We start from the raw sequence: 25,865 nt of genomic DNA on the forward strand, positions 1-25,865 counted from the left end.
CTCTAGGTAGTGGTGTGGTCGGCATTGTGCAGCTTGGTGGCAATACCATCGTTGACGGCACCGGCAAGGTCGATCGTCTGCTCTTGAGTTCCACTGGTAGCATTGCCAAGCTTAAAGTGAACCTTACCAAAGTCGACCGTAGCGGTGCCGTTCTCACCCGTCTTGGTCTTACCCTCATCCATCTTTTCGAGCGAGCCGTCGGCCCTCTCCGCATACAGGTCAAACGTATACTGGCCAGACTCGATCTTGTCGCCGGAGTCCATTACCTTCTCGGCAGCAAGACCGTCGAATGTTCCGGTCGCGACATAGCTGTTGGTGAAGAACACCTGGGGCTTGGCGGTACCGTCCTTGGAGCTATAAGTCTTTGCATCATCGGTATCTTCGACATTGTTGGCGTCAAAATGCTTGACGGTAGTCTCGGTATAGAGCGAGCCGTTGCCGCGATTCTTAACCGCAATCTCTACCGTCCAATAGGTGGAGTCGTATTGATAGCCGGACTTGCCGCCGCCATTCTCGACAACCTTGTAGGTAAACGTCTTACCCGCATCTTTCGTCGCAAAGGTCAGACCGCCCAAAATACCGGTATGGGACATGCCGTCGGTTTGCGGCTCATCGTTTCTCACGGTGAGCTTGCCCTCATCTGCGCGCAGCAGCTTGTTGAGTTTATCGGTTGAGGCGGGGTCTTCGCCCGTCACCGTAAAGCCAAACATGCCGGCATGCAGATCGTGGCCGCTGAGCGTCTTGACGAGCTCTAGACCGCCCTGGAGCTCGTAGCTCGTTGAAGTTTGGTAACTATTGGTGAAGATGAAGCCTTCCGAGCCGGTCGTGCCATCGCCACGGGCCACAAGCTTGCCGCCCTCATCGGTTACGGTAATGGTCAGGACATAAGTGTGCGTGTCATACTTCCACTCGCCGAGATCATTCGGAACCTGTTCGTTAATAGCGAACTTATACGTGCCCGGCTTGTTGAAGGTGAGCTTCGAAAAGTCAATCTTTTCGTGCTCCCCGTCCTTGAGGGCCGCCGTCGTTTGCTTCTCCTCAGCGTAGCCGTTGTCCACGCTCATCGAAGAGCCGGTGATGAGCTTGCCATCGATGGCAGTCTTGGTAGCATCGTCAGCCGCAGTCATAGCAAAGGTGAACTTGCCCGGAGCATCGGCACCGGCAATCACCTTCGTCACGGACGGGGTGTAGGTTGCCGCCTCGGTGACCGTATAGGTGTTCTTGAATTTGACCGTCGCGACACCGGTGGACGTTGCACCAGACGGATAGATCCACTGGCCCTCGAGCTCGTCCTTGCCATCGACCTGCTTGCTTACCGCTGTCGTGACTCTAAGCGTACCGTCGCCGTTATCCGCCACGACAGCCTTAACCGCATGGACCGTCTTGTCGTACGTATAGTCCGTCGCCTTGTCGTCAATCTCACTCACCGTATAGGTGAACGTCTTGCCGGCATCATCCTGAGTGAAGGTCAACCCACCCGCAGGTATCAAACTCACGGTCTTGGGGGCGTCGGCCTCGACGTTTGCGGTCTCAAAGACCTTGCCATTCGTGGAAATGCCAACCTTGCTGGCAGATGTCTCGTCGGCAGGCTTGACGATATAACGGAACGTGCTCTTAGGCGAGCCAAAAACGGTCGCGTCCTTGGGATACGTCAACGTCTTCTCGATCTGCAGACCGCCAGCGGCGCCATAGTCGAGACTTGCCTCATAGCGATTCACAAACGAGACGGCAGGCGTTGTGGCGCCGACCTCACTTGCATCGTACTGCTGCACGTAAGTATGCGAATCTTGCTTGAGCTGGACGATCTTTTCGTCCGTCAGCGCGCTCGCGTCGGCGCCGTCGCCCAGCAGCTCCGTCACACCCGCACCCTTGAGCACGGTCGTCACGGTGTAGAGCTTAGCGGGGTCATCCTTGTGTGCAAGAACCTTGACGAGCACGATGACATCGCCGGTGTAGCCGGTGTCATAGGTGTAGCCGGCGGCAGCAGGCTGGTTCTCGTGAATGCGATAGGCAAACGTACGCCCCAGATCCTGTTCCGTGAGCTCACGGGCAAAGAGCTTCTCCGCCCCACTCGCGCTCACCACGGTGCCGGGCACGCCGGCCCCCGCAGCCGTATTAGACAGGCTGGCCTCGGAGCCATCGACCGATGTCTGAACGCCGTTGTGCCAAAGGCCTGTCGCGGTAAAGGTAAACTGTCCCGCGACAGAGGCGCGACCCTCGAGGGTCTTGCTGACCGTCACGCCACCAAAGGTGCCCGATGCATGGTACGCGTTGGTAAAGGCAGCCTTGTCGGTTACGGCCTTGTCCGCATCGGAGGCACCGGTGTTGGCGTAGGTCACGCTCGACACGCGCAGCTTGCCCGTGTGGTTGCCCGACTCATCCAGATCGGCCACCACGACGGTCGCGCGTGCAGTGTGCTTGTCCATGGACATGCCCGCCTGGCCATCCCGCGCAGTATCCTCGGTGATGTTGAAGCTAAAGGTACCCGCGCGGTTGAACGTCACGGTCGGGGCGGCTTCGGCGCCAAAGGCGAACGATGCCACGCGTCCCGACGCGGGCGCGCTGGCGACAGCTTGGTTAATGCCGATAGCAACGGCCCCATCCGTCACTGCCTTTGCGGTGGTCTTACCCAGACCAGTTGCACTGGCATCGTCCGTAGCGGCGGCAAGGTTAAAGGTATAGCTCTCGTCCTGGTTCCAGTCACGACCGCTCACGGTCTTTTGGCCCTGCAGGGTCGCGCTCGTGGGATCCACGCTATATATATTGGTAAAGGAAGGCGTAACGTTCGTGTCCAGCTGCTTTACCGAACCGTCTTCTGTAATCTTGTAGTACTCGATCGAAGTCTGGATGCCAGCACCCTTCTCGGCGTTGCGCACCACGGCGTAATAGACCGATCCATCGTAGGTCATGCTCGTAACGCTGCCGGGATTCTCGGCGAACTTGTAAACGTAGGCACGTCCCGCATCCGCCTTGGCGGTATAGGAGATCGCCGGCCACGTCACCGTACCGTCGGCGTTATTGCCCACGGTCGCGGTGTTGCCCTCGGTACCCTGAGGCATGGGGGCCGCCATGTTCTTATCGACCGTATCGAGGCTGAATACCGCGCTGGCATCTGCATAGCCACCCACGCCCTCGAGCTTAAAGTCAAAGGTATTCTGGGCAAGCGGGAACGTCCCGGCGTTGTCGGTCAGGTTCTTTTGGGCATGGATGATGATGCTATGTTCGTGCGTATCGTAGCGGTTGGTGAAGGTTGCGCCCTTACCGACAACATCCGTCTTGGTGTCGACACCCGCGTCGTCGCACTCCTGCACCATCTTCACGCTCTTAACGACCAGAGCACCGGCATGGTTATCCTCCACCACGACCGTCGCGGTATAGACAGCAGCGGAGTAGCTTATGCCGTCTGCCCTGGCGTCGGATCCGGGGATAACCTCCGAGATGGTATAGGTGTAGGTACCCGGCTTCCTATAGGTAATATCGCCAAACGTCGCCGGCTGGTCGTTGGTGAGCTCAACCGTAGCCACCTTGCTCTTGGCACCGCCGGGCATGGGAACGCCGTCGTCGGCCGTAAGCTGCACGGTAAAGGAATCGCCATCGGCCCAATTGCGGCCCTCGAGCACCTTCTTGGCGCTTAGGCCATTCTTTACGGGGCTGACACTGTATTTGTTGATGAACTCTAGCTTGTTGCTCGCGGGAATCTTTCCGTCCTCGAGCGCGACGATCTTGCCCGTGATGGTGCTGCCGGTTCCAGACTGCTCCTCACCGCCGGCCTTGCGGCTCACGAGGCTAAAGCCAGCCGGAAGCACCGACTCGTCGGCAGAGCCGGTCACAGTGCTAACGATGCTCGCCAGCACATTACCACTGGACTCCTCGCCCTTAGTGGTGAGCTCGCTCACGCTATAGCTGTCGCCCTTCTTAAGGTCGTATACGCGAATCGTCTCGCCTGCCTTGATGGAATGGGTGTCGCCGTTCTTGAGCGTAAAGGAGTTGCCCACGGACTTGCCATTCGCATCGAATACGCGTGCCTCATAGCCCTCCTCGGAATCCGGCAGGGTGAACTTAAACGTAAACGTCAGATCGTTGCCGTTCGCATCCTTGGTGGGCGCGGTAAGGCCACTGTCCGCCGTCACGGTCTTAGTCACTTGTAGGCGTGCCACGCGACGATCGGCATACTGCACACCCGTTGCCGTGGTAAAGAGATGGTTGAGCTGGAGCGTGCCCAAATCGGTGCCATTGGTGGCATCATCGTCTTGATAAAGGGCCATGCGGTTGATGCCCGTATCGGCAAAGATCGTCGCCAGCTTACCGTTGCGCCCACCACCGTCCTCGACATAGCGCAAGACGGTCTTGGTGCCCTGCGCCGTCTTGTCATAGCGCATGTGCATCAAGTCGTTTTCGAGCGAAGGCGTCACGCCCTCGGCGGTACTCTTCTGGCCCCATGTCAGGTTTCCGTCGGCGTCAACGACTGCACTCTGCAGCTTGCCTTTGATGTGCGTAAGCGTGTTGTCAATGGAGTCAGGAGAGCCAAACTGTGCCAGGGAGGCGATCAGCGAACCCGGGCCGCTCACGCTGAGCACGCCGTCGCCTTTCTCACCGGCATCCACATACACGCCCGAATCATCCACAATCACCTTGGTGATAGTGTTGTTAATCTCATAGCCGTCCGGGCTTACAGACTCACGCAGGTAGTACGTACCCTTGGTAAGGGGTTTGTGGTTTACCGAATCGAGTGGAAAGCATGCCGTACCCTTAATCTCATACGGATAGGTCGCGTCGTTCGCCTTCACGGTGTCATACGGCTCGGCACCGGGCTTGATGGCATACGTGCTGGGGCTATTGCCAGTAACGTCCTTGGCCTGGTACAGCTGAAACGTCGCGTCGTTCACGGGCTTGCCCAGGTCGTCAACCTTCTGCACAAACAGACGGTTCTGAACGTTGGTGAGGTGGATCACCGTAGAGAACTGCCTGTTTATCGTTTGATATTGGACCATAGAGGTGTTGTCGATGGTTGCCCCCGCCAGAGACGATGCCGTGGTGTGATACACCGCCACGGTATATTCCGCCTTCGACTTGTCCGTCATCATGGCGGCGTACTTCTCGATATCTCCGGGCAGCGACCTGACCGTCACCACGTAGTCGCCCTTGGTATCAACATCAAAGACACTCGTGTCCGCCGATTTGGCAGCCTCGACCGCACCGGCAATGCCGTGCGCGGAGCACAGCTTATAGCCATTGAGCGGGTTGCCCGTGACCGCCGTCCATGCGTCTTCGCTTGTGTGGTCCTCGCTCGCACCGGTGAGCTTGAGCACGACGGCGAAGGTCGTACCCGAGCTAATGGCGTTGCCCTTATTGTCTTGCGTATCTTTATCTAGGGAAATAGTCTCCTTGGCAGCCAGATAGCCGCCGTTCAGCCACATGCGGCTGCCCGTCCATGACTTGCCGTCGGCCGTGGTGACCGTCGTCTGCGGTGCAACCACCACACCACCCGAGCCACTCGCCGCAGCCTGCTTATACTGCAGGTGCAGCTCACCTGGCGTTGCAGTGGTCGACGAGGTCAGGCTCGAGCGGTATCCCTCGGGCAGGTCTGTCTCTTTGAGTACAAAGTAGTCGCAATGATTGGTGTTGTGCTCTTCGTCAAACGAGAGGACGGAGCCGTTCGACTTTTGAAGTATCAGCTGACCCCTGTCTTTCGTCGTGCCCTGAGCGACGAGCTCACCCTTATTCCAGTCGGCATCTGGTCCATCGGACCGGTACAGCTTGAAGGTTGCGCCATTGACTGCCTCGCCGTTTTGGTCGACCTTCGCGACCTCGGACGACGGCAGGGTGGTGAGGTTGAACTTAAGCGACATGTTCGATGCACCCGCGCCGCGCTCCAGGTAGAAGAAGCTCAGCGTATGCTTGGTGCTGTCGCGGAAGGTGTTGCCGAAGAAGTTGGTAGTATCTGCGCCGGCGTCTTCGAACTTTGCCTTGATGTTGGTTTTTTCGATTTCCTTCTTGGTTCCATTCGCACCGTCGACATGACCGACTTTTACTTCACCGTTAGCGAAGTTGATCTCGAGCGTTGCCTTCTCATGAATGCCACCCAGATCGCCCACGAGTACGCCATCGATGTACACCCATACGTCGTCGTCACCCGAGAACTTAAAGACCATGTCTTTGAGATCGGTGGTCTTGCCTTCCTTAGGCTGGACAAACTCCGTGGTCATGGACATGCCAAAGTGGTGGTTGAGCCTATCGTTCGTTCCGTCCGTTATCCCTATAGGAGAAAGCTGGCCGTTCCTCTCTTCAAAAACCTTGTCAGCCGAGTCAAAGGGGAAGAACTGACCCCGATTCGCATCTGACACGCTGTCCTTATATACGCCAGCCTTATCGTAGACGTCAAAGGAGTTAGTCGTGGAGTTATACACAGCATAGTTGCCGTCAGAGCCGTCAGAGCCGTCAGAGCCGTACGAGTCGTAAACGTAATAGCCATCCTTGAGCTGGAAAAGGCCTTGCACTTTGTTGTAAACGGCCTTGCCGTTGACCTGGCTGTCGTTATTAAAGAGATAAGCCAGCGACTCGTCGGTGTACGTACCACTCGTGTTATAGGAGGTGTAGGTGCCGGCTTTGATTGACGGATAGCCATCTACCAGCGTGTTCTTCACAAATTGAAGACGTCCAAAGCCGCCAATGCCGCTTCTTCCCGTCCATTTATTAATGCCCGATCCGGCACCGCCATTGAACTTGAGCTGGTGACCTTTGTTGATGCCGGTGTTGTCATTGCCATTCTTGTTGTTTATGTTGACGGACTTATCGTTGTCGCCGTTCACGACCCAATAGTCGAACAAATTGACCGTAGTGCCGGTGGGATTCACCGTCTTCACGATGTGGTTGCTAAAGGGAACTGTTTGGTCGGCCGACGCACTCGTCGCACCAAACAAGAGTGCACACGCCGCCAGCGGGACGGCCAAAACCCTCAGGACACGCTTGGCGGTATTGGTTTTCTTGCCAAAAGGCTTTAGCATTTCTCGAGCTCTCGCACACACGCGATTCATGAAGGTCCTCCCCAATCCATGAGGACGGCAAGAAACGGCTCATTGTATGTGTGTCGTCGTCCCCATCGATGCAAATATACGCCCCCCCCGCGCAGAAACGCAAGGCAGGACATCGCTATATGCTTAAAATTGTAGCGATTTGGGTGACCCGAAATTTCGCCTCGGGTTGCCACTCAAGCTCAAAATCGAACCACTCGCGCCATCGACATACCCCAGTAGGACAAATCGACCGGCAATCTTTATCCCCCACAACCCACAAAGTAGCTAATTTGGGACGGGGCTATTTTGACTACTTGGGCAATCAGATCGGCATGTAGTCAAAATAACCCCGCCCCAAAAAGACTGGTCTGACGCTGCGCCACGAAAAGGACCTATCTACTACGTTTAGGCCGCAAGGGTCAACCATAGCCGGCTTTTTCGAAAATCGGCAAGCTTTCTACCTGCACTGATAATTGTTCTCGGGGGAAGCGGGCACTGCGGGGCGCGGCAACGGCGCGCGATTTCCGCGTCGCAGCGCTACCCTGATGCTGAATGCCGGGACGATGACCCACTGACCTGCTGACGCCTCTTCGGCCGTCCTCAAATCCGACCTGTCTCGCCCCGGCATCCGCGTCCCGGAGTCCTGCCATGACCTAATAGGAGCATGAGCGCGGACAATCGGACAAGCCAATTGGATTGTAGCGCTCCCGTCAGTGCAATGTCTGGGAGACCCGGGCGCGGAGCAGGCGGCAGACCGAGGGGAGCGAAAATGGAAGGCGAAACGGTCATCGCGGGCGTCGACACGCACAAGGACGTGCATGTTCTGTGCCTGCTCGACGGCCTCGGGAGGAAGATCTGGAGCGGGAGCTTCGGGGCCGACCCCGAGGGCTACGACAGGCTGGCGGAGGCGATAGGCGACCCGGGGAGCTGCATGGTCGTCGGCGTCGAGGGCACGGCATCGTACGGGGCCGGGCTGACAAGGAGGCTCGTGGAGCTCGGGTACAACGTCGTCGAGGTGCTCAGGCCCAAGAGGGACAAGGTGAGGCCCGGCGAGGGGAAGAGCGACCCGCTGGACGCCGAGCGCGCGGCGCGCAAGGCGGCGTCCGGGAAGGGCTGCTCCGTGCCGAAGTCGCAGGACGGCTGGGTCGAGGCGGTGCGCCAGCTCTACGTCGCGCGCAGGCTGGCCGTCGCGACGTCCACGTCCTGCGTGGCCTGCGCGAAGTCGATGCTCACGACGGCCCCGAGCGCCCTGAGGGAGCGGTTCAGGGGCCGCGAGCGGCCGAAGGACCTCATGCCGCTGCTCGCGCGCGGGAGGAAGGCGGGCGACGCGCTCGAGGAGAGCGTGCTGGCCTCGCTGCGGTCCGTCGCGGCGGTCTGGAAGGAGGCCCGCAGCCAGGTCGAGTCCCTCGACGAGCGCATCCGCGCGCTGCTGGAGGCGAACGCGCCCGCGCTGCTCGGCGTCGAGGGCTGCGGCACCACGACCGCCGCCGCCCTGGTCGTGGCCGCCGGCGACAACCCCGGCAGGCTGAAGGGCGAGGCGGCGTTCTCGATGATGTGCGGCGCCTGTTAGCGTCAATATATTTTTCACCATTTTCACCAACGTATTTTCGCCAATCGCGCCAACGCGGATGCGCCGGATTCGCCAACGCGGATGCGCCGCTTTCGGCGCCTAGGCTCCCTCCTCCTTCCCGTCCTCGCCGCCGATGGATACGTCCTTCAGGCGGTACGACCGTCCCGTTATCTTGATCATCGCGCAATGGTGGCAAAGCCTGTCGGCCACCGCCGAGGCCGTGACGTTGCTGCCGAACACGTCGCCCCACCTGCCCACCGGCACGTTGGTCGTGACGACGGTCGACCGCTTTAGCGCGTAGCGCCTGTTGACCAGCTGGAACAGCAGGTCGGCGCCCTCCTTGCCGATGTCGAGGTAGCCGAGCTCGTCTATTATCAGCAGGCTGCAGTGCTCGTAGAACCGCATCCTGCGCGCCAGCGCCTCCTTCGCCGAGGCGTGCTTGAGGTCCTCGACCAGCCTCGAGCAGTCGGCGAAGTACACCTGCTTGCGGGCCATCACCGCCTCGTGGCCTATGGCTATCGACAGGTGGGTCTTGCCGACGCCCGGGCTGCCGACGAGCACGACGTTGTCGCCGCGGTCGACGAACTCGAGCGTGGCCAGCTGCTCGACCAGCCCGCGGGGCACGCTCGGCTGGAAGCCCCAGTCGAAGTCGGCCAGCGTCTTTATGTAGGGGAAGTTGGCCATCCTCAAGCGGCGCTCGTCGTCGGCGCGCCGCTTGAGGGCTATCTGGGCGTCGGTGAGCTCGAGCATGGCGTCGACCAGGCCCTTCCTCCCGTCGGCGACGAGCCTGACGTACTCGGGCACCGACGACGCCATGCCCTCGAGCCCCAGCTCCTCGAGGTTGGCCGCCAGGCGGTTGAGGGGGCTGGCCTGCACGGCGGCGCTCACAGCGAGCCCCCTATCGAGTCGAGCAGGCCGAGGTTGGCCGCGGCGGCCGCCTCGATGTCGCCGGCGGCGTCGCCGAACCACCGCTTCCCGGCCATGGCCTCGGCGTAGTGCGCCGGGTCGTAGGCCGGCCCGCCCGCCACGTGCGTGGCCACCAGCTCGCCGCCGACGTAGCAGTCCATCGCGCCGCCGGGCATGCAGACGATGCGGGCGGGCCTGCCGATGCAGCGCCTGGGCACCGACATGGGCTCGCCGTGCGCGCTCACCAGCATCGTGGCCGGCACCCTGGCCACGCGCACCACGTCGCCCATCGCCTCCTCGAGGGCGCGCAGGTTGCCGACGGGCAGCAGCGCGTCCTTCTCCTCCATGAACAGCGCGGAGGGCGGCAGCCCCGTGGTCTCGTTGGGCTCGGAGTTGCTGGCGTCCTCGATCCGCGCGACGATCTCGTCGATGTCGTCCCAGCCGTCGAAGTCGCCCTGGTAGGCCGCGAGCCGCGACAGGAAGCGGTTCGACGACTCGACCTTGCCCTTCGTCTGGGGGCTGCGCGGGCGGCACAGCTTCAGCTCGAAGCCGGCGGCCTTGGCGAACTCGTATGCGCGCTGGACCTTGAGGCGCCTGCCGCCCTTGACCGTCACCAGGGCGGACATGTTGTCCGTGACCCACTCGCGCGGCACGCCGCCGAGCCTCGCGATCGTGGCGTACATGCACCTGACCAGGTCGTCGGTCGTCCTGGTCCCCGACCGGATGAATATGTGCCTGCGGGAATGGCCCAGCGTCGCCGCGAACACGTTGAACTCGAACAGCTCGCCGTCGCGGTTCGCCATCTTGACGGACTCCTTCCAGTCGAACTGCAGCTGCAGTCCGGGCGGCGTCTCGAAGCGCGGGTGCGGCTCCGGGCCGCCGGAGGCCCCGACGGCGATGCCGTTCTTGCGCATGAACTGGGTGAAGGCGTTGTAGCCGGCCAGGTCCTCGCCGGGATACCTGTGCAGCAGCCACTCGTGGATGCCCTTCTTGGTGACTCCCGGCAGCTGCGCCTTGGCGGCCACCTCCTCGATGTGCGCGTCGAACGAGCCCGCCCTGTCGCCGCGCCCGTCGCGGGGCCGCCCGCCCTCGGCCCTCCAGTACGACGCCACGGTGTGCCTGTCCTTGCCGTAGCGCTTCGCTATGTCGCTGAAGTTGGGCTTTATGCCCGCTTCCCTGTACATGTCCAACTCTCCGATCAGGCTCTTCTCCGCCACGGCCCGCTCCTCCCGAAAGCATCGTTCGCTCGTCGATCGAAGCGTAAGCCCCGGCGTTGGTGGAAATGGTGAAAATGCGTTGGCGCAAATGGCGGGATTGCGTTGGCATGATTGGTTGTTGAGCGTTGGTCAAAATGGTTGTTTTTACAGTAGCGCCAACAGCGCCTCCCCGATCCCCGCGTCGAGCGGGAAGACGGACCGGCACAGGCTCAACCGCGGCGGCAACCGGCAGGCGAACTGGGCGCTCTACGAGATCGCGATCAAGCGCATGGCGTACGACGAGAGGACGAGGAGGTACGTGGCGAGGCGGACCTCCGAGGGGAAGTCCCGGCGGGAGGCGGTCCGCTGCCTGAAGCGCTACATAGCGCGGGAGGTGTACCACGTGCTCATGGACCCGAACCCCGACGGCGCCGCGCCGGAAGGCCCCGAGCTCGCGAAGATGCGCAAGGCGATGCGGGTGACTCAGAAGAAAGCCGCCGCGGAGCTCGGCCTGTCCGCAGCCACACTCGGGCACTTGGAACGGGGGAAACGGCGGTCGACGAAACTGGAGAGGAGGTATTACGAGCTCCTGTGCGAATTGGAGAGAGCGCTCCCGCAAACTGCCTCTTGACAACTTATAGGAGCGTCGGTTTTGTTTTTGCAAATTCCGGGATGGTCGAAGGTGGCCGGTTTAACGTAGTAGATGGCCGCATTTCGTGGCAAACGGTCCGACCCAAGGCACAAGGCGGTCAACCTCGAATGGCCATTCTCGAAGTTGCGGTGGAATACGGACTGAATTGGCCCCTTAAAGGCAAAAACGCTCCGTATTTCACCGCGACTTATCGAGGGGATGGGTTTTAGATACGGCCAAGGTCGTAGGATCGAGCGGCCGCTTCGCCGGCGCAGATGAGGTTGGTTGTGGCTTCTTGCGGATCGAGTGCCTGTTCCAGGCCCATGGGTTTGCGGCAAATCGGCAGTACAAGGTCGATGCCTTGCCCATACACCGCATCCAGGTTATCAGCGCGACCGCCCACGACAGCAATCACCGGCTTGCCATATCGCTTCGCACGACGGGCCACACCCACCGGCGCCTTACCGGCGGCGGACTGCTCATCCATATTGCCCTCGCCCGTTATGACCAGGTCGACATCGCGCACGCGCTCGTCAAACCCCACGAGATCGAGCACCGTCTCCACGCCCGAACGCAGCTCCGCCCCGAGCGCCAGCAGCGCGGCACCCAGGCCGCCTGCGGCACCGGCACCGGGCACTCCGAGCACCGAGCCAAATGTCCGAGCACCCTCGGGTGTGCGCAACAACCCCTGGGCTCGAGCTCTGGCAATCGCCGCATCGAGCAAGCGACCGTAGCCGACCATCCAGCCGTCGTATCTGCGCAGCACCTCGACATCATCCGCCGGCAGGCCCTTCTGCCCGCCGAACACCGCCAGTGCGCCTCGACGCCCCACGAGCGGATTCTCGACATCGGAAAGCACAACGATACGAGCATCATCCAAAGCCTGCAGCGCGGGCGCCAGATCAACGCTCGCCACCTGCTCAAGGCCGGCAAGACCGGGGGCGACATCGCATCCCTGATCATCGACCACACGCGCGCCCAGCGCCTGCAGCATGCCGGCGCCACCATCGTTGGTGGCACTGCCGCCCAAACCAATATAGATAGTCTTTGCGCCCGTGCGAACCGCGCGAAGCATGAGCTCGCCCACGCCATAGGTCGAAGCCGCAAGCGCCGCCGATTCTGTACAGGGCGAGTACCCAATACCCGCCGCCTCGGCCATCTCGATGACCGCGGACTCGCGCTCGCCGTCCACCAGCATCCGGGCAGACGCGCGGTCGCCCAAGGGGCCTGCAACCTCGCAGGTCACAAGCTCGCCACCGCAGGCGGCAACGGCATCGAGCGTTCCCTCACCGCCATCTGCCAGCGGCAACGTAGCCACCTGGGCATCGGACCACACACGGCGCATGCCCTCGGCAACCGCCGCCTCCGCCTGCGCGCTCGAAACGCTGCCCTTAAAGGAGTCGATCGCCAGCAGCACACGGCGGGGCCGCCGCTGCACGGGGCCAAAGTCGGCCGCCTCAACGGCAATATCTTCGGCACACGCGAGTGCCTCGGCATGAGCGGCGTGCGCCTCAAGATCGGCCCCACAACCGCAGCCAGCACCATCGGTGCCACGCAGCCCACTAAAATAGTCGCTCAACACCTCACGACACTCATCCGCCAGCACGCCGGCATCTACGTTAAACCGATGGTTCAGGCGCGAATCGGCATTGAGGTCATACAGCGAGCCCAGCGCGCCCGCCTTGGCATCGGCCGCGCCATACACGCAACGCCCCACACGCGCGTTAACCATAAGCCCCGCGCACATACAGCAGGGTTCGAGCGTTACGTAGACCGTGCAATCGGAAAGACGCCAGCGTCCAAGCGCCTGAGCGGCGGCACACAGGGCCGAAAACTCGGCATGAGCCGAAGGGTCTTGGTCGAGCTCGCGGCGATTATGCGCCCTCGCGACAACCTCGCCCGAGCGCACTACTACGGCTCCGATGGGCACCTCGCCCACCGCAGCGGCGTCGCGCGCCTCGGCCAGCGCCTCGCGCATGAACTTCTCGTCGATTTCGGTGATCGTCATCGTTCGCCTTCCCTGTTGCAAATTCAAAACGATGCTATCATTACGACTCACGGAGAGATGGCAGAGCGGTTGAATGCGGCGGTCTTGAAAACCGTTGAGCGCGAGAGCGTTCCGGGGGTTCGAATCCCCCTCTCTCCGCCACTTCTAGTGATGCACCGGCGTCATGGTTCGCTCGAACAGTGCATCGACCACGTCGGCCATCTCGAGTCGGCGCTCGAGGTCGTGACCCGACTCCCACCAATTTGTGAACAGTCGAATAATGCCACCGGCGATAAACTCAGACGTCGTCTCGAGTGACACGGGGGCCAGGGCATCCTCGGCAAGCACGTTCATCACACGCTCGCGGATGGAGCGGGCAATGCGGTCGCAAATAACGTTGGTCAACATGCCCGACATGCTGCTTGCCAATATGTTATCCATGAGCTGCTCGTGCGCCAGAATCAAATCCATGGCATCGTCCAAAATCGCGTGCCGAAGCGCGCGCACGTCCTCGGCAGATACCGCGCCGGCCTCATCGGGCTGTTTTTGCGGCAAGCCCGACATGAGCTCATCGATATAAAAGGCAAAGTAATCGTTCTTGTCGCGAAAGTGCTTGTAGAACGTCGTGCGGCGAATCATGGCGCGGTCGCACAGCATGGCAACCGTCAGGTCCTCAAAACGATGCTCCTCGAGAAGCTCGGTGAAGGCATCGAACAGGGCGCGGTAGGTTTTCTTGATGCGAAGGTCCACTGGTATCGCCATCCTCAGGGCAAAGACAACACTCGTCAATCTGTCGCATATCTTACACCTGTACCTCGCGCGCTTTGCCCCGGTGCCAACCCCGCCGAAAACACAACGCTTACCGGAAAGTTCGGCACGGCAAAACGTTGCGGGTATACTAGTAGCGTTATACCAACGGCAGCTGGCGCATGCCGCCGCGGCCATTCGAAACGGAGACATCATGATTACCGTCATCATCGGCATCGTTGTTGTCATTGTGATTGTCTGCGCCATCGCCGGCATCTACAACAACATGGTCACCAAGCGTAACCGCATCGATAACGCCTGGCAGAACATCGATACGCAGCTGCAGCGCCGTAACGACCTGATCCCCAACCTGGTCGAGACCGTCAAGGGCTACGCCAAGCACGAGCAGGAGACGCTCTCCGCCGTGATCAGCGCGCGTAACACCGCCGTCAAGGCCACCACGCCCGAGGCCAAGATGGAAGCCGACAACGTGCTGACCGGCGCACTGCGCCAGCTCTTCGCTGTGGCCGAGGCCTATCCCGATCTTAAGGCAAACACCAACTTTACGCAGCTGCAGGCATCGCTCGAGGATACCGAGAACAAGATTAGCTATGCACGCCAGAGCTACAACGACTGCGTGCTCAGCTACAACAACGCCATTCAAACGTTCCCGGCTGTCATCTTTGCCGGCATCTTCCAGTTTAAGGAGCGCCAGGGCTTCGAGGCCGCCGAAGCAGCCCGCCAGGCCCCGACCGTCAAGTTCTAGTAGTTTGGCAGCGCATCCTTAATCGGCCAAATGCATAAACCGCCCCGTCGAATGCATACTTCGACGGGGCGGTTTCCTTTTTCGCGAAGGTCCCCCTCAAGGCGCCGTGCATTTTTGGGAGTATTCAGCATAACCAAGAGTTTCGGGCGCCACGATAAATGCCAAAGACCGCGAATATCCCTACAAATCAAACGCTGTCAGCCCATAACCCCGCCCATCATTCGTAGAAAACATCGAGAAATCCCGATTTTTTGCCCGAGGCCGGTATGCAGGGGTCTTCGATTGCAGAATACTCGCAAAAATGCACGTCGCCACCACCCCCACATGGCGCGAACCAAAACAAAAGCGCGGCCTAAAAGGCCGCGCATCATTTTTAATTCAGATTAATTATTGTTCGTTGTGACATCGCCGAGCCCGCAGGGCGGAGAGTAAGTTCCCTCCCGGCGCATTCCGCAGGACGCAAGAAGCCCTCGCCGCACGAAGTGCGCAGCGAGGGCTTCTTGCATGTCCGAGGACGCGCCGGGAGGGAACTTACTCTCCGCCCGGGCAGGTAAGACGAATTACGCGACGGTGTAAACCCAGTTGTGCTTATCCTCAACAGCACCAGACTGGATGCCCGTCAGGGTCTCGCGGAGCTTCTTCATCACAGGACCGATCTCGGTGTAGCCGGCCGGGAAGGTCACAGTCTCGTCGGCACCGTAGACCTTGTTGTCGATCTCGCCCACCGGGGAGATAACGGCAGCGGTGCCGCACAGACCGCACTCAACAAAGGTGCCGGCCTTGACCTCGGCCCACTCGACGGGGCGCTGGTCGACGGTCATGCCCAGGTCCTGAGCAACCTGAACGAGCGAACGGCGGGTGATGGAAGGCAGGATGGAGTCGGTGTGCGACTGCGGAACGACGAGCGTGCCGTCCTCCTTCACGAACAGAACGTTGGCGCCGCCGGTCTCCTCGACATAGGTGCGGGACTCGGAGTCGAGATACAGGTTCTCGGCATAGCCCTCGCGATGGGCCTCCATCGTGGGCTTAAGGGACATGGCGTAGTTCAGGCCGGCCTTGATGTTGCCGGTGCCGTGCGGTGCGGCGCGGTCGTACTCGGAAACGCGCAGCTTGACGGGCTTGAGGCCACCCTTAAAGTACGGACCGACCGGGGTCACGAGAATGCGGAACGTGTACTCAGGAGCGGGAGCCACGCCAATCACGTCACCGGAACCGATCATAAACGGACGCACGTACAGGGTCGCGCCGGAACCGAAGGGCGGAACCCAGGCGGCGTTGGCAGAAACGACCTGCTTGACGGCCTCAACGAACTTGTCCTTGGGGAACGGGGGCATCTCGAGGCGCTGCGCAGAGTTGTACATGCGCTCGGCGTTCATGTCGGGACGGAAGCAGACGATGCTGCCGTCCTCGGCGGTGTAGGCCTTCAGGCCCTCAAAGACCTCCTGGCAGTAATGGAAGATGCCGCCGCACTCGGAGACATGCAGGGTGTGGTCGGTGGTCAGGCCGCCCTCGTCCCACTCGCCGTCCTTCCAATGGGCCTCGTAGCTGTAATCGGTCTTCATGTAGCCAAAGCCGAGGCTACCCCAATCGATATCCTTCTTCTCGACAGTCATATGTCGCTCCTTACATACACAGTTGCATACTCGCGAACCCGCACGCAAGGACCGAGGCCGACCGCGTCGCAACGTCGCACGCCCGGAGCGTAGAGCCGGACGGGACACGCGAGCAGCATCAAAGCCGATGGCACGTCGATTCGCATGCACGAGATTGTACTCCCCGCACGCGTCTGATAAAACGCTTTTCTTTAACTAAGTAAAGTATTTTCATTTGACCGAAGCAAAAAGGCCCGCCACCGTAAGCGGTGACGGGCCTCAACTGTACGGTCTGCGCGCTGGCTCGAGCTAGGCGTTCTATTTACCCAGCTTGGCCTTAACCAGACCGACCACGGTCGGGATGATCGACACGGCAACGATGCCGATAATCAGCAGCTCAAAGTGCTCCTGCACAAAGGGAATGCCGCCAAAGAAGTAGCCCAGCAGCGTAAAGACCGTCGACCAGGTAATGCCGCCCAGCACGTTAAAGACGACAAAGTTGCGCCAGTGCATGCCGCCCATGCCAGCGATAAAAGGCACAAAGGTGCGGATAAACGGGAAGAAGCGACCCAGGAAGATGGCCAGGTGACCCCACTTGTCCAAGAAGTCCTCGGACTTTTTGATGCGCTCGGGCGTCATGGCCTTGACCTTGCCCGAAGCGATGATCTTGCGGCCAAAGAAGTGACCGATCATAAAGTTGCACTGATCGCCCAAAATGGCCGCGGCCCATGCGGTGGCCAGAAGCGCCACGATGTTAAAGCCGCCGTTGTGGGCGAAGAACCCCGAGGCGAACAGCAGCGAATCGCCGGGAAGGAACGGGAAGAACACCACGCCCGTCTCGATAAAGATGATCAGGAACACGCAGCCGTAGGCCATAAGCGGGCCGGCGGCGATCCAGCTGGCGATCGCGGTGCGCGGATCCTTAAGCAGCTCGGCGATAAAATTGATGAAACCCATGAAGTAAAACCTCTCAGTTGTGGGCGCGGATACGTCCAAGTTGACCAGTATACGGTTGCGGCGCCCCCTCGTGCGCAACCCCACAAAAGCATGACTCCATTACCAGCAAGTTTGCATAACTGACACTTGTAGCGCAAAGCCGCCAAGATTGTCCTTTTTAATCCCTAGCGAATCGCTATACTTTATTGAATCGCATTGCCATGGCGCTAAGGGAGGGCGGCCGGTGAGCTTTATCAATACCATTCGCGAGGACATCAAGACCGTCCAAGCGCAGGACCCCGCCGCGCAAAACGGTCTGGTCATCTTCCTTTCCTATCCTGGCCTGCACGCCAAGTGGAACCACGTGCCCGAGCACTGGCTCTGGGAGCACGGACATCGCTCGCTCGCCCGCGTGCTCTCGCAGCTCACCCGCCACATCACCGGCGTCGAGATTCACCCTGCCGCGCAGATTGGTAAGCACTTCTTTATCGACCACGCCATGGGCGTCGTCATCGGCGAGACTACCATTGTGGGCGACAACTGCGTGCTCTACCAGGGCGTCACGCTTGGCGGCACCGGCAACGAGACCGGCAAACGCCACCCAACGCTCGGCAATAATGTCACCGTGGGCACGGGTGCCAAGGTGCTCGGCAACATCCGCATCGGCAACAACGTCAAAATCGGCGGCAACTCGGTCGTCGTTAAGGACGTCCCCGACAACTGCACCGTCGTGGGCGTGCCGGGACGCATCATCAAGCGCAACGGCTGCCGCGTGTTTGAGGAGAGTTTCGACGCCAAGCAGCATCGCGAGTACATGCCCGACGACGCCGCCGAGCAGAGTGCCCTCAACCGCCAGGGCATCACCGAGAACGCCCGCCGCGTCAAGGAACTCGAGCGAGAGGTGGCCGAGCTCAAGGCCCTCGTCGCCAAGCTCGTGGACGAACGCTAGAGGCGGACGACCACCGACAACATTGACGCCAACGCAAAGGCGCGCCAGAGGATTCACCCCCGGCGCGCCTTATTTGTGATGTGGCAAAGAGACTGTCCCTTTGTCACATTATGCGAACTGGCTCAGATAGAGGTCGGCGTAGGCACCCTCGGCAGCCAGCAGCTCCTTATGCGTGCCCTGCTCGATAATGTTGCCGTGATCCATGACCAAGATCAGGTCGGCATCCACAATCGTCGACAGGCGGTGTGCGATCACAAAGCTCGTGCGCCCGCGCATAAGCGCATCCATGGCACGGCCGATGGCAAGCTCGGTACGCGTGTCCACGCTTGAGGTCGCCTCGTCCAGGATGAGAATCGCCGGGTTGTTGAGCAGCACGCGTGCGATGGTCAGCAGCTGACGCTGGCCCTGGCTGATGCTCTCGGCATCGTTGGCCACGCGCGTGTCGTAGCCCTGCGGCATGGTGCGCACAAAGAAGTCGACCTGCGCGGCACGAGCGGCGGCCACAATTTCGTCGCGCGTTGCCTCGGGGCAGCCGTAGGCGATGTTCTCGGCAATCGTGCCATCGAACAGCCAGGCGTCCTGCAGCACCATGCCAAACTGCTGCCGTAGCTCGCCGCGGTCCATGCGGCCCGTATCCACGCCATCGAGCGTAATACGCCCGCCGTCAATCTCGTAGAAGCGCATGAGCAGGTTGATGAGCGTCGTCTTGCCTGCGCCCGTGGTTCCCACCACGGCAATCTTCTGGCCCGGCTCGGCGGTAAACGACACGTCGCGCATAAGCGGCTTGTCGGGCGAATAACCAAAGCGCACGTGCTCAAAGGAGACGCGGCCCTCCACGCGACCCGGCAGCTTGGCGGCCTCGTCCGGCAGCGGATCGGCCTCCATCTCGGGCTCATCGAGCAGGTCGAACACGCGCTCTGCACTCGCCAGCGCGCTCTGCAGCGAGTTGAAGGTAAACGACAACTGCGTCATGGGCTCGGACGCCTCGTAGATAAACTGGAAGAACGCCTGGAACACGCCGACGGTCATGTGACCGGCAACCAGCATGCTGCAGCCCACAAGCGCAATAACGATCTGCGCCAAACGGCCGATAAAGCGCACTGCGGGGCCGACAGCATTGATCATAAAGTCGGCCTTGGCACTCACGCGTGCCAGCTCGCCCGAGGCCTGGTGCACCTCGGCAGAACTTTGGCGTTCGCGGTTAAACGCGCGGATCACCAGACGGCCCGAATAGCCTTCCTCGACCGCACTCGTAATCTTGGACACCCACTCCTGGCGCTCGCCCGTCACATCGTGTGTGCGGCGCGAGACGACCTTCGTCACCAGCAGCGACAGTGCCGTAAAGAACAGAAAGACGAGCGTAAGCTGCACGCTGAACACGAACATCACGCTCACAGCACCAACAACCGTGCCGATCGACACGAGCAGCTGCAGCAATCCGCGCTGCATGCTCTCGGACATCTTGTCCAGGTCGTTGGTCGCGCGGCTGACGACCTCGCCGGGACGATGCGCGTCAAAATAGGCGAGCGGCAGACGGTTGAGCTTTTGCGCGATGCGGTTGCGCAGGCGCAGATTGAGACGCTCAGCGACGCTCGACATCAAAAAGCTCTGGAGCGCATAGAACGAGGCAGCGGCAGTCCAGATCATAAAGTAGACGAAAATGGTCTTGCCGCAGTTCTCCCAGGTGATGTTGAAGGTGGTGTCGTTGGCAAACGCCACCTGAATGTGGCCCCACAGCTCATCGATCACGCGGGCGCTATATGCCGGCGCGGCGGTGTTAAAGATGACATAGAACACAATGCTCGCGAACACGATATAGAAGCGCCAATGGTCGCCGGCAGCCTCACTCCACAGGCGGCGCACCGTCGCCCAGGTATCCCGAGGCGTCTCGTCCTCGTCTTCGTCGTCCACGTCGCGCATACGCTCTGCCTCGGCGCGGGCGCGCTCGTCCTCGGCACGTTCGTTTTCCTCGTAGAGCGCTTGGCGGCGAGCCTCGCGCTTGGCGGCGTCATCCAGCTCGGTCGACGCGGCAGCCGTTTCCTCGACCAGTCCCGCGGCAGCGGCGTCATCAACGCCGCCCTGCTTCTTGAGCTCCCCGGTCATGCTACTCACCTCCCTTCATTTGCGATTCCGCGATGGCGCGGTACACCTCGCAGGTTTCCATAAGCTCGCCATGCGTGCCCAAGCCCACGACCTCGCCGTCCTTGAGCACAACGATCTGGTCGGCATGCAAAATAGTCGAGATGCGCTGCGCGATGATGAGCACCGCGGCGTCGCGCGTCTCGTCCTGCAGCGCATGGCGCAGGGCCGCATCGGTCTTAAAGTCCAGGGCCGAAAAACTATCGTCGAAGATATACAGGTCGGCGCGCTTCATGAGCGCGCGAGCAATGGCCAGGCGCTGGCGCTGGCCGCCCGAAAAGTTCGTACCGCCCTGGGCAACCGGGGTATCGAGCCCCTGCGGTTGGTCGAGTACAAAGGTGCTCTGGGCAACCTCAAGCGCGTGAAGCATGTCGCCCTCGGTCGCGCCTTCGTTACCAAAGCGAAGGTTGCTCGCCACCGTGCCCGAGAACAGCCACGCCTTCTGCGGCACGTAAGCGATATGCCCGCGAATCTCACCTTGCGAAAGGTCGCGCAGGTCAACGCCGTTCAGGCGAATGGCGCCCTTCGTGGCATCGTGGAAGCGAAGCAAAAGCTTGGCCACCGTTGACTTGCCCGAGCCCGTTGAGCCCACGATCGCGGTCGTCTGTCCGCGGCGGCAGGCAAAACTCAGGTCGCACAGGGTGTCCTCGTCGGCATCGTCAAAACGGAACGACATATGGTCGAACACGGCAACCGCGTCGGCACCATCTGCGGACTCAGGCGCCCCGTCGCCCAGCGTTGCCTTGCCGTCCACGATGCTCGGCTCGATTTCGAGCACCTGTTGCGCGCGGTTGAGGCACGCCGCAGCGCGCGGAAGCGTCAGAATCACCATCTGCGCCATCATCACAAAGAACAGGATCAAGATCGCGTATTCCAACACGGCCGAGATGCTGCCGATTTGCATGGCGTGGACGCCCGCGCGGTTGCCGCCCACCCACAGCACCGCCACCTCGGCGATATTCATCAAAAAGAAGCTGGAACTGTCGAGACCCACAAACAGGTGGTTGACCTTGATGGCGTTGGCCGCGTAATCGCTAAACACCTCGTCCAGGCGCTGCTCCTCGTGGCGCTCCTTGTTAAATGCGCGGATGACGCGCACGCCCACGATGTTCTCGCGCAGCACCACGTTCATGCGGTCGATAAAGCTCTGCAGGCGCATAAAGATCGGCGCGGCGTTAGCCACCGTAAAGACCGCCGCCACCAGCACGATCGCAACGACCACACCCAGCAGCGTGCCCATGGCGGGATCGATGAACCAAGCAAAAATGATGCCTGCCACGGCCAAGAACGGCACCGGCAGCACCAACTGAATCGTCTGAAGGACAGCTTGCTGAATCACGTTGATGTCGTTGAGCGAGCGTGTGATCATCGAACCCGTGCCAAAGCGCTCAAAGTCGCTAGCCGCGAGTTCGAGCGACTTGTCGTACACGGCATTGCGGATATCGCAGGCCACGTTGGCGGCCAGGCGCGCCGAAAGATAGCAGCCCAGCACCGTGCCGCCGCTGGCCATGCCGGTCGCGATAAGCATGTACAGGCCGTTGCGTAAAATATAGTCGATATCGCCCGTGGTAATACCGGTGTTGACCATGTTCGCCAGCATCGTGGGAACCAACAGCGTACCGACGTTATCTATCAGCACCGCAAACAGCGTCACCGCAATCAGCCCGCGATACGGCCTCATAAACCTCATTAAGAGTCGCATGTCTCCCCTTCGCTCTTATCGTCAGCCTCGTTCTCAGCGGCCACTTGCCGTTTAAATGCCTCGCACTCTTCGTTAAGAACATGGGAGAACTTACCGACCAAGCGCATGATCTCGCGCTGTTCCCACGGCTCGAGCGCCTCGAATGCCTGTTGCTCGGCTTTTTGCGCTGGCAACGCGTAGCGCTTGGCAAACCGCACGCCTTCTTCGGTCAGTCGCACAACCTTGTTCTTACGACTACCTTCGGCAAACTCCAACGTCGCAAGCCCTCGCGCCCTAAGCGTCTTGATCGCCGAATTGATGGTCTGTTTGCTGTAGAACCATTCACTCGTCAGCCGACTCACGGCAACGCTTCCGCCCGCCGCACTCGTGTCGACGAGCATCCAGTAGGCGCAGTCCGAAAGACCGCAGGCGCGCGCGAACTCCGAATAGATACGGTCAAGCCCGTTGAGCATCCGGTCGAAATCGACCGGGCTAACTGCACTATTCATCTCTCCCACCATTCGATAGTCCGAGTTTTGACCAATTAATATCTCTACATTAGTCCGAGTTTTGACTATCGTCAACAAGCTCGTTGTTTATGGTCGGCTCTACATAAGCATATCGACAAAAAAGACCGCCGGCGCGGGGGCGGCGCCGGCGGTTGCGAGAGAATATCGAGTGTTGGCTGTTAAGCAGCGACGGCCTCATAGACCGTAGCACCCGAGAAGCTGTCATGCAGGCTCTTGCCGGCAATCCACGGCAGCTCGACGACCTCGCAGACCGTGTTGACCAGCTCGGAGCAGTCAGTAAAGTGGCCCTTGTCGTTGAGGGCCTCGCAATCCTGAACACGCCAATAGCCATCGGTGTGCGTGATGTAGTACTCGTGATCGTTGATCGACACGAAAGCGCGCGTCTTGGAACGCAGCAGCTTCAGAAATCCTTCGAAATCGGTCTCGACGACATCTCCAGCCTGGAACATGATGTTACCTCCTGGCCCGGCGCCACCACGGCGCATTGATAAACGTTGGTACTCCTTTAGTAAAACCTTTATCAAAGGTTATGCGTTCGTCATTTAGGCAAGTGGTAAAAAACCGCAGGGTAGACGGGATAAAACGTTTAACCATCCCATTTGTTTGTCACATTCTGAAGGTACTTTTATGCAAACCTACTTTCCCAATTGGAATCTATCCTTTTGGCCGGGCAATTGACCGTCTATCGTTTAAGCCCGACGGGTATGAACGGGGCATCTGCAACGCCACCGCAAGGAGACACCATGGAGACTATCGAAGCACTCATTCACCGCCGCAGCTGCCGCAACTACAGCGATCGTCCCGTCGAGGCTGAAAAGCTTGCACGTATTATCGAAGCCGGCCAATATGCACCGAGCGGCATGGGCCGCCAGCCGGTGACGTTTGTCGCCGTCACCGACCCCGCGACCGTCGAGCATCTCTCACAGCTCAACGCCCAGGTCATGGACAGCAACAGCGACCCCTTCTATGGCGCCAAGACCGTTGTGGTGGTGCTGGTTGACCGCAGCGTGCCCACACATCTGGAAGACGGCTCGCTCGCCATGGGCAACTTGCTCAACGCCGCCTATGCACTGGGTGTCGATTCGTGCTGGATTCACCGCGCGCATGAGGTCTTTGACTCGCCCGAGGGCCTGGAGCTGCTGGCCAGCTGGGGCCTGCCCGCCGACGGCAGCCTGCGCGGCGTCGGTAACTGCATTCTTGGCTACGCCGAGGACACGCTACCCGAGGCAAAGCCGCGCCGCAACAACGTGGTGTACGTGAAATAGTACAGGAACGTCAGCAGGGGTAGCTAATTTGGGACGGGGCTATTTTAGCTACCCCACTCGCAACTTATATTGACGTCGCCGTTGTCGTCGTTTCGTTCGTCTGGGCCGTTTCGGCGCCATCGCCCTGTTCGTCCTCGTCCTTTTGCGCATCGGCGATGGTAGAGGCCGCCGCAACGATACCGCGCTGGGGCGCGACGCTCGTCTGGGCCTGAGCGCCCTCGACAACTTCTGTACCTACATGCGCGAGCTCGGGCGATTTAAACATTGCGTCCAAGTTGGCGCCACCGCCGGCATATCCGAGCGCAGCGAGCGCGATGACGATCACTGCAACGGCGGCCACGATCGGCACGTAGCGATGCCAGCCGGCGGGATTGAGCCCGCTGCGGCGAGCCGCCCCGCGGCTGATGTAGCCGAGCGTTCCGTCGTGCTTGAGCTTTGAGCCCACCACGCGTTTGCGGCCCCACAGCGAGGACTCTGCCTGCATTGCCAAGCGGGCGCTTGCCGAAGGATAGCCGTATTTAGTGCGCTTGAACGAGCCATCAAACCCCGAGGCGTGTTTGCCCCACGTCACCGATGTTGTGCGTCGGTTGACCGGCGCGGCACTCCGCCTTCTGCGGCTCGGTTTTGAAGTCTCAGCCATATGCCCTCGCACGCCGTAACCAAATCGAAACAATAACGCTTTGGACTGTAGCACACGTGTCGCGTGCGGTCACGGGCGCCTCGCTCAACGGTCATCGTCCTTCAGCAAGCGCCACAGCGTTGTACGGCTTATGCCCAGCACCTCCGCCGCACGGGTTCGGTTGCCGTGGAGATGGTCTACAACCAGATGCGCGATATCTCGCTCGGTATCGGCCAGCGGTCGCAGGATATACAGGTCACTTTCAAGCGTCGGGGCGCCAAAGGTTGCGGTCTTAATCACGTCCTCTTGGGCGAGCACTTCCTCCGCCACAGCGCGGTCCACCGTGCCCGTCCCCACCAATATATACAGTCGTTCCGAGACCTCGCGGAGCTGCAGATAGTTGCGCGGCCAGCGGTAAGCATCGAGCGTCTTCGTCGCCGCGGCAGACAGCGTGGGCGCTGCCGTCCCAAATGCATCAGCGAGATATTCCAAATAGCGCGCGACCTTCGTCGACGCGGCTCCCTGCTCGGCGATTGCCGGCGCGACGCTCACCGCACAGGCGAAGCGCTCGGTCACAAAGGCGGCTTGATCACTTTCGCCGCCGCCCGGCATGTCATTCGCCGTCAGCACCACATGGCAGCGCGTCGCCAACGCGGTGTCGGTCATCGTGGAGACCAGCTCGCGGAGGCGCTGGGGGCCAACCGCATTCCAGCCCTCAATGCAAAGGGTCAGCCCCGTTTGGAACAGCGGCGATTCGGCGCTTTTGAGCACATGGCGCCAACCGCGCTCGGTGAGCTCATCGAGCGCAACGGAAACAAAGGGCTGACCGGCAAAAGGACCGTCCAGATAGAGGCGCTTGGCGATCTCGACCTGGCCCGCTCCCAGCTCACCCTCGAGCATAAGGGGCACACCGCGCGCGTAACTCTCTGCAACCGGCGCAGCCACCGAGGTCGCCCCCTCAACGATGCCGTACGCACTCGATTCGTAGCGGGCCTCAACCTCGTCGGCGTTGAGCCACTCGATACCCGCATGCGCCGCGGCGCCGCGCACCTTGCGGACCACGACGACCCAAAGGCCCCCGCCCTCTTTGTCGGTGGGGCGAACGGTCAGGCTCAGGCGCGCACCCGCACGCCCCATAACCAGACGCGCACCGTCTCCTATACGGTCGAGGCGCTCAGCGACAAAAACCGCCACATCCCGCTCAAGCGCCGCGTCATTCATGGTCGAGATCGCGACGTCCCCACGCGCATCGATTGCCAATGCCGATGCCCCGGCAGCAGCCAGGGCATCGGTCAAGATGTTCAGCTTGGCATCGCTATCCATGATTTGCCCCTGTCC

Annotated in this window: 18 protein-coding genes, 1 tRNA gene and 1 pseudogene; 7 read left to right on the forward strand and 13 right to left on the reverse strand. The window is 60.8% G+C overall.

The annotated features are described in order from the left end of the window. Positions 1 to 2: 2 nt before the first annotated feature. Complete coding sequence (locus tag ACGHIZ_RS11275; RefSeq protein WP_390448135.1) at positions 3 to 7,004, reverse strand: Spy0128 family protein; 7,002 nt, start codon at positions 7,002 to 7,004, stop codon at positions 3 to 5. 823 nt (positions 7,005 to 7,827) lie between these two features. Between ACGHIZ_RS11275 and ACGHIZ_RS11280 the strand changes: the two genes are divergently transcribed. After that, the gene (locus ACGHIZ_RS11280; RefSeq protein ID WP_390448138.1) at positions 7,828 to 8,583 is read left to right on the forward strand and encodes a transposase; all 756 of its coding nucleotides are present in this window, start codon (positions 7,828 to 7,830) and stop codon (positions 8,581 to 8,583) included. Positions 8,584 to 8,682: 99 nt separating this feature from the next. On the opposite strand, the gene istB is transcribed toward ACGHIZ_RS11280, so the two are convergent. Together istB and istA are read right to left on the reverse strand one after the other, a co-directional pair. Further along, the gene (gene istB, locus ACGHIZ_RS11285; RefSeq protein WP_390447822.1) at positions 8,683 to 9,459 is read right to left on the reverse strand and encodes an IS21-like element helper ATPase IstB; all 777 of its coding nucleotides are present in this window, start codon (positions 9,457 to 9,459) and stop codon (positions 8,683 to 8,685) included. Between the two features lie 8 nt (positions 9,460 to 9,467). Beyond that, on the reverse strand, positions 9,468 to 10,706 hold the full coding sequence (gene istA / locus ACGHIZ_RS11290; protein WP_390447819.1) for an IS21 family transposase: 1,239 nt from the start codon (positions 10,704 to 10,706) through the stop codon (positions 9,468 to 9,470). A gap of 166 nt (positions 10,707 to 10,872) precedes the next feature. Between istA and ACGHIZ_RS11295 the strand changes: the two are divergent. Further along, positions 10,873 to 11,091: pseudogene (locus tag ACGHIZ_RS11295) on the forward strand (transposase); the annotation flags it as partial. Positions 11,092 to 11,157: 66 nt separating this feature from the next. Beyond that, complete coding sequence (locus ACGHIZ_RS11300) at positions 11,158 to 11,316, forward strand: helix-turn-helix domain-containing protein (protein WP_238023331.1); 159 nt, start codon at positions 11,158 to 11,160, stop codon at positions 11,314 to 11,316. A gap of 226 nt (positions 11,317 to 11,542) precedes the next feature. On the opposite strand, the gene tadA is transcribed toward ACGHIZ_RS11300, so the two are convergent. Further along, positions 11,543 to 13,324, reverse strand: a complete 1,782-nt coding sequence (gene tadA, locus ACGHIZ_RS11305; protein WP_390448141.1) for a tRNA adenosine(34) deaminase TadA — start codon at positions 13,322 to 13,324, stop codon at positions 11,543 to 11,545. A gap of 51 nt (positions 13,325 to 13,375) precedes the next feature. Between tadA and ACGHIZ_RS11310 the strand changes: the two genes are divergently transcribed. Then, positions 13,376 to 13,465, forward strand: a tRNA-Ser gene (locus ACGHIZ_RS11310). 3 nt (positions 13,466 to 13,468) lie between these two features. On the opposite strand, the gene ACGHIZ_RS11315 is transcribed toward ACGHIZ_RS11310, so the two are convergent. After that, positions 13,469 to 14,053 carry a TetR/AcrR family transcriptional regulator gene (locus tag ACGHIZ_RS11315; RefSeq protein WP_390448144.1) on the reverse strand — a complete coding sequence of 195 codons (585 nt, stop codon included), beginning with the start codon at positions 14,051 to 14,053 and terminating at the stop codon, positions 13,469 to 13,471. Positions 14,054 to 14,264: 211 nt separating this feature from the next. Between ACGHIZ_RS11315 and ACGHIZ_RS11320 the strand changes: the two genes are divergently transcribed. Continuing rightward, positions 14,265 to 14,816: a LemA family protein gene (locus tag ACGHIZ_RS11320; protein ID WP_082421874.1), complete on the forward strand. Its 552-nt coding sequence runs from the start codon at positions 14,265 to 14,267 to the stop codon at positions 14,814 to 14,816. A gap of 560 nt (positions 14,817 to 15,376) precedes the next feature. Here ACGHIZ_RS11320 and ACGHIZ_RS11325 read toward each other — a convergent pair. Both ACGHIZ_RS11325 and ACGHIZ_RS11330 read right to left on the reverse strand, forming a co-directional pair. Then, entirely contained in the window at positions 15,377 to 16,429 is a 1,053-nt protein-coding gene (locus ACGHIZ_RS11325) for a branched-chain amino acid aminotransferase (protein WP_035138743.1), read from the reverse strand. Between the two features lie 297 nt (positions 16,430 to 16,726). Further along, positions 16,727 to 17,365, reverse strand: a complete 639-nt coding sequence (locus ACGHIZ_RS11330) for a DedA family protein (protein ID WP_138113555.1) — start codon at positions 17,363 to 17,365, stop codon at positions 16,727 to 16,729. Positions 17,366 to 17,588: 223 nt separating this feature from the next. Between ACGHIZ_RS11330 and cysE the strand changes: the two genes are divergently transcribed. Continuing rightward, the gene (cysE, locus tag ACGHIZ_RS11335) at positions 17,589 to 18,293 is read left to right on the forward strand and encodes a serine O-acetyltransferase (RefSeq protein WP_118081701.1); all 705 of its coding nucleotides are present in this window, start codon (positions 17,589 to 17,591) and stop codon (positions 18,291 to 18,293) included. Between the two features lie 108 nt (positions 18,294 to 18,401). Here the strand turns inward: cysE and ACGHIZ_RS11340 are convergent, their stop codons facing one another. The 4 genes from ACGHIZ_RS11340 to ACGHIZ_RS11355 all read right to left on the reverse strand — a co-directional run bounded on the left by ACGHIZ_RS11340 (position 18,402) and on the right by ACGHIZ_RS11355 (position 23,092). After that, positions 18,402 to 20,396: an ABC transporter ATP-binding protein gene (locus ACGHIZ_RS11340; RefSeq protein ID WP_390448149.1), complete on the reverse strand. Its 1,995-nt coding sequence runs from the start codon at positions 20,394 to 20,396 to the stop codon at positions 18,402 to 18,404. Position 20,397: 1 nt separating this feature from the next. Continuing rightward, complete coding sequence (locus tag ACGHIZ_RS11345; protein ID WP_390448152.1) at positions 20,398 to 22,122, reverse strand: ABC transporter ATP-binding protein; 1,725 nt, start codon at positions 22,120 to 22,122, stop codon at positions 20,398 to 20,400. Continuing rightward, entirely contained in the window at positions 22,122 to 22,622 is a 501-nt protein-coding gene (locus ACGHIZ_RS11350) for a MarR family winged helix-turn-helix transcriptional regulator (protein ID WP_196033292.1), read from the reverse strand. The genes ACGHIZ_RS11345 and ACGHIZ_RS11350 overlap by 1 nt, the downstream gene beginning before the upstream one ends. A 179-nt stretch (positions 22,623 to 22,801) precedes the next feature. Further along, positions 22,802 to 23,092, reverse strand: coding sequence for a hypothetical protein (locus tag ACGHIZ_RS11355; RefSeq protein ID WP_006235631.1), 291 nt, complete (start codon positions 23,090 to 23,092; stop codon positions 22,802 to 22,804). 294 nt (positions 23,093 to 23,386) lie between these two features. On the opposite strand from ACGHIZ_RS11355, the gene ACGHIZ_RS11360 reads away from it, so the two are divergent. Further along, positions 23,387 to 23,908: a nitroreductase family protein gene (locus ACGHIZ_RS11360; protein ID WP_196033289.1), complete on the forward strand. Its 522-nt coding sequence runs from the start codon at positions 23,387 to 23,389 to the stop codon at positions 23,906 to 23,908. Positions 23,909 to 23,972: 64 nt separating this feature from the next. Here the strand turns inward: ACGHIZ_RS11360 and ACGHIZ_RS11365 are convergent, their stop codons facing one another. After that, the gene (locus tag ACGHIZ_RS11365; RefSeq protein WP_390448156.1) at positions 23,973 to 24,392 is read right to left on the reverse strand and encodes a hypothetical protein; all 420 of its coding nucleotides are present in this window, start codon (positions 24,390 to 24,392) and stop codon (positions 23,973 to 23,975) included. Between the two features lie 240 nt (positions 24,393 to 24,632). Then, the gene (locus ACGHIZ_RS11370) at positions 24,633 to 25,850 is read right to left on the reverse strand and encodes a helix-turn-helix domain-containing protein (protein ID WP_390448159.1); all 1,218 of its coding nucleotides are present in this window, start codon (positions 25,848 to 25,850) and stop codon (positions 24,633 to 24,635) included. Between the last annotated feature and the right edge of the window lie 15 nt (positions 25,851 to 25,865).

Origin of the sequence: Collinsella sp. i05-0019-G5 (genome assembly GCF_042851345.1) — a bacterium.
GTDB lineage: Bacteria > Actinomycetota > Coriobacteriia > Coriobacteriales > Coriobacteriaceae > Collinsella.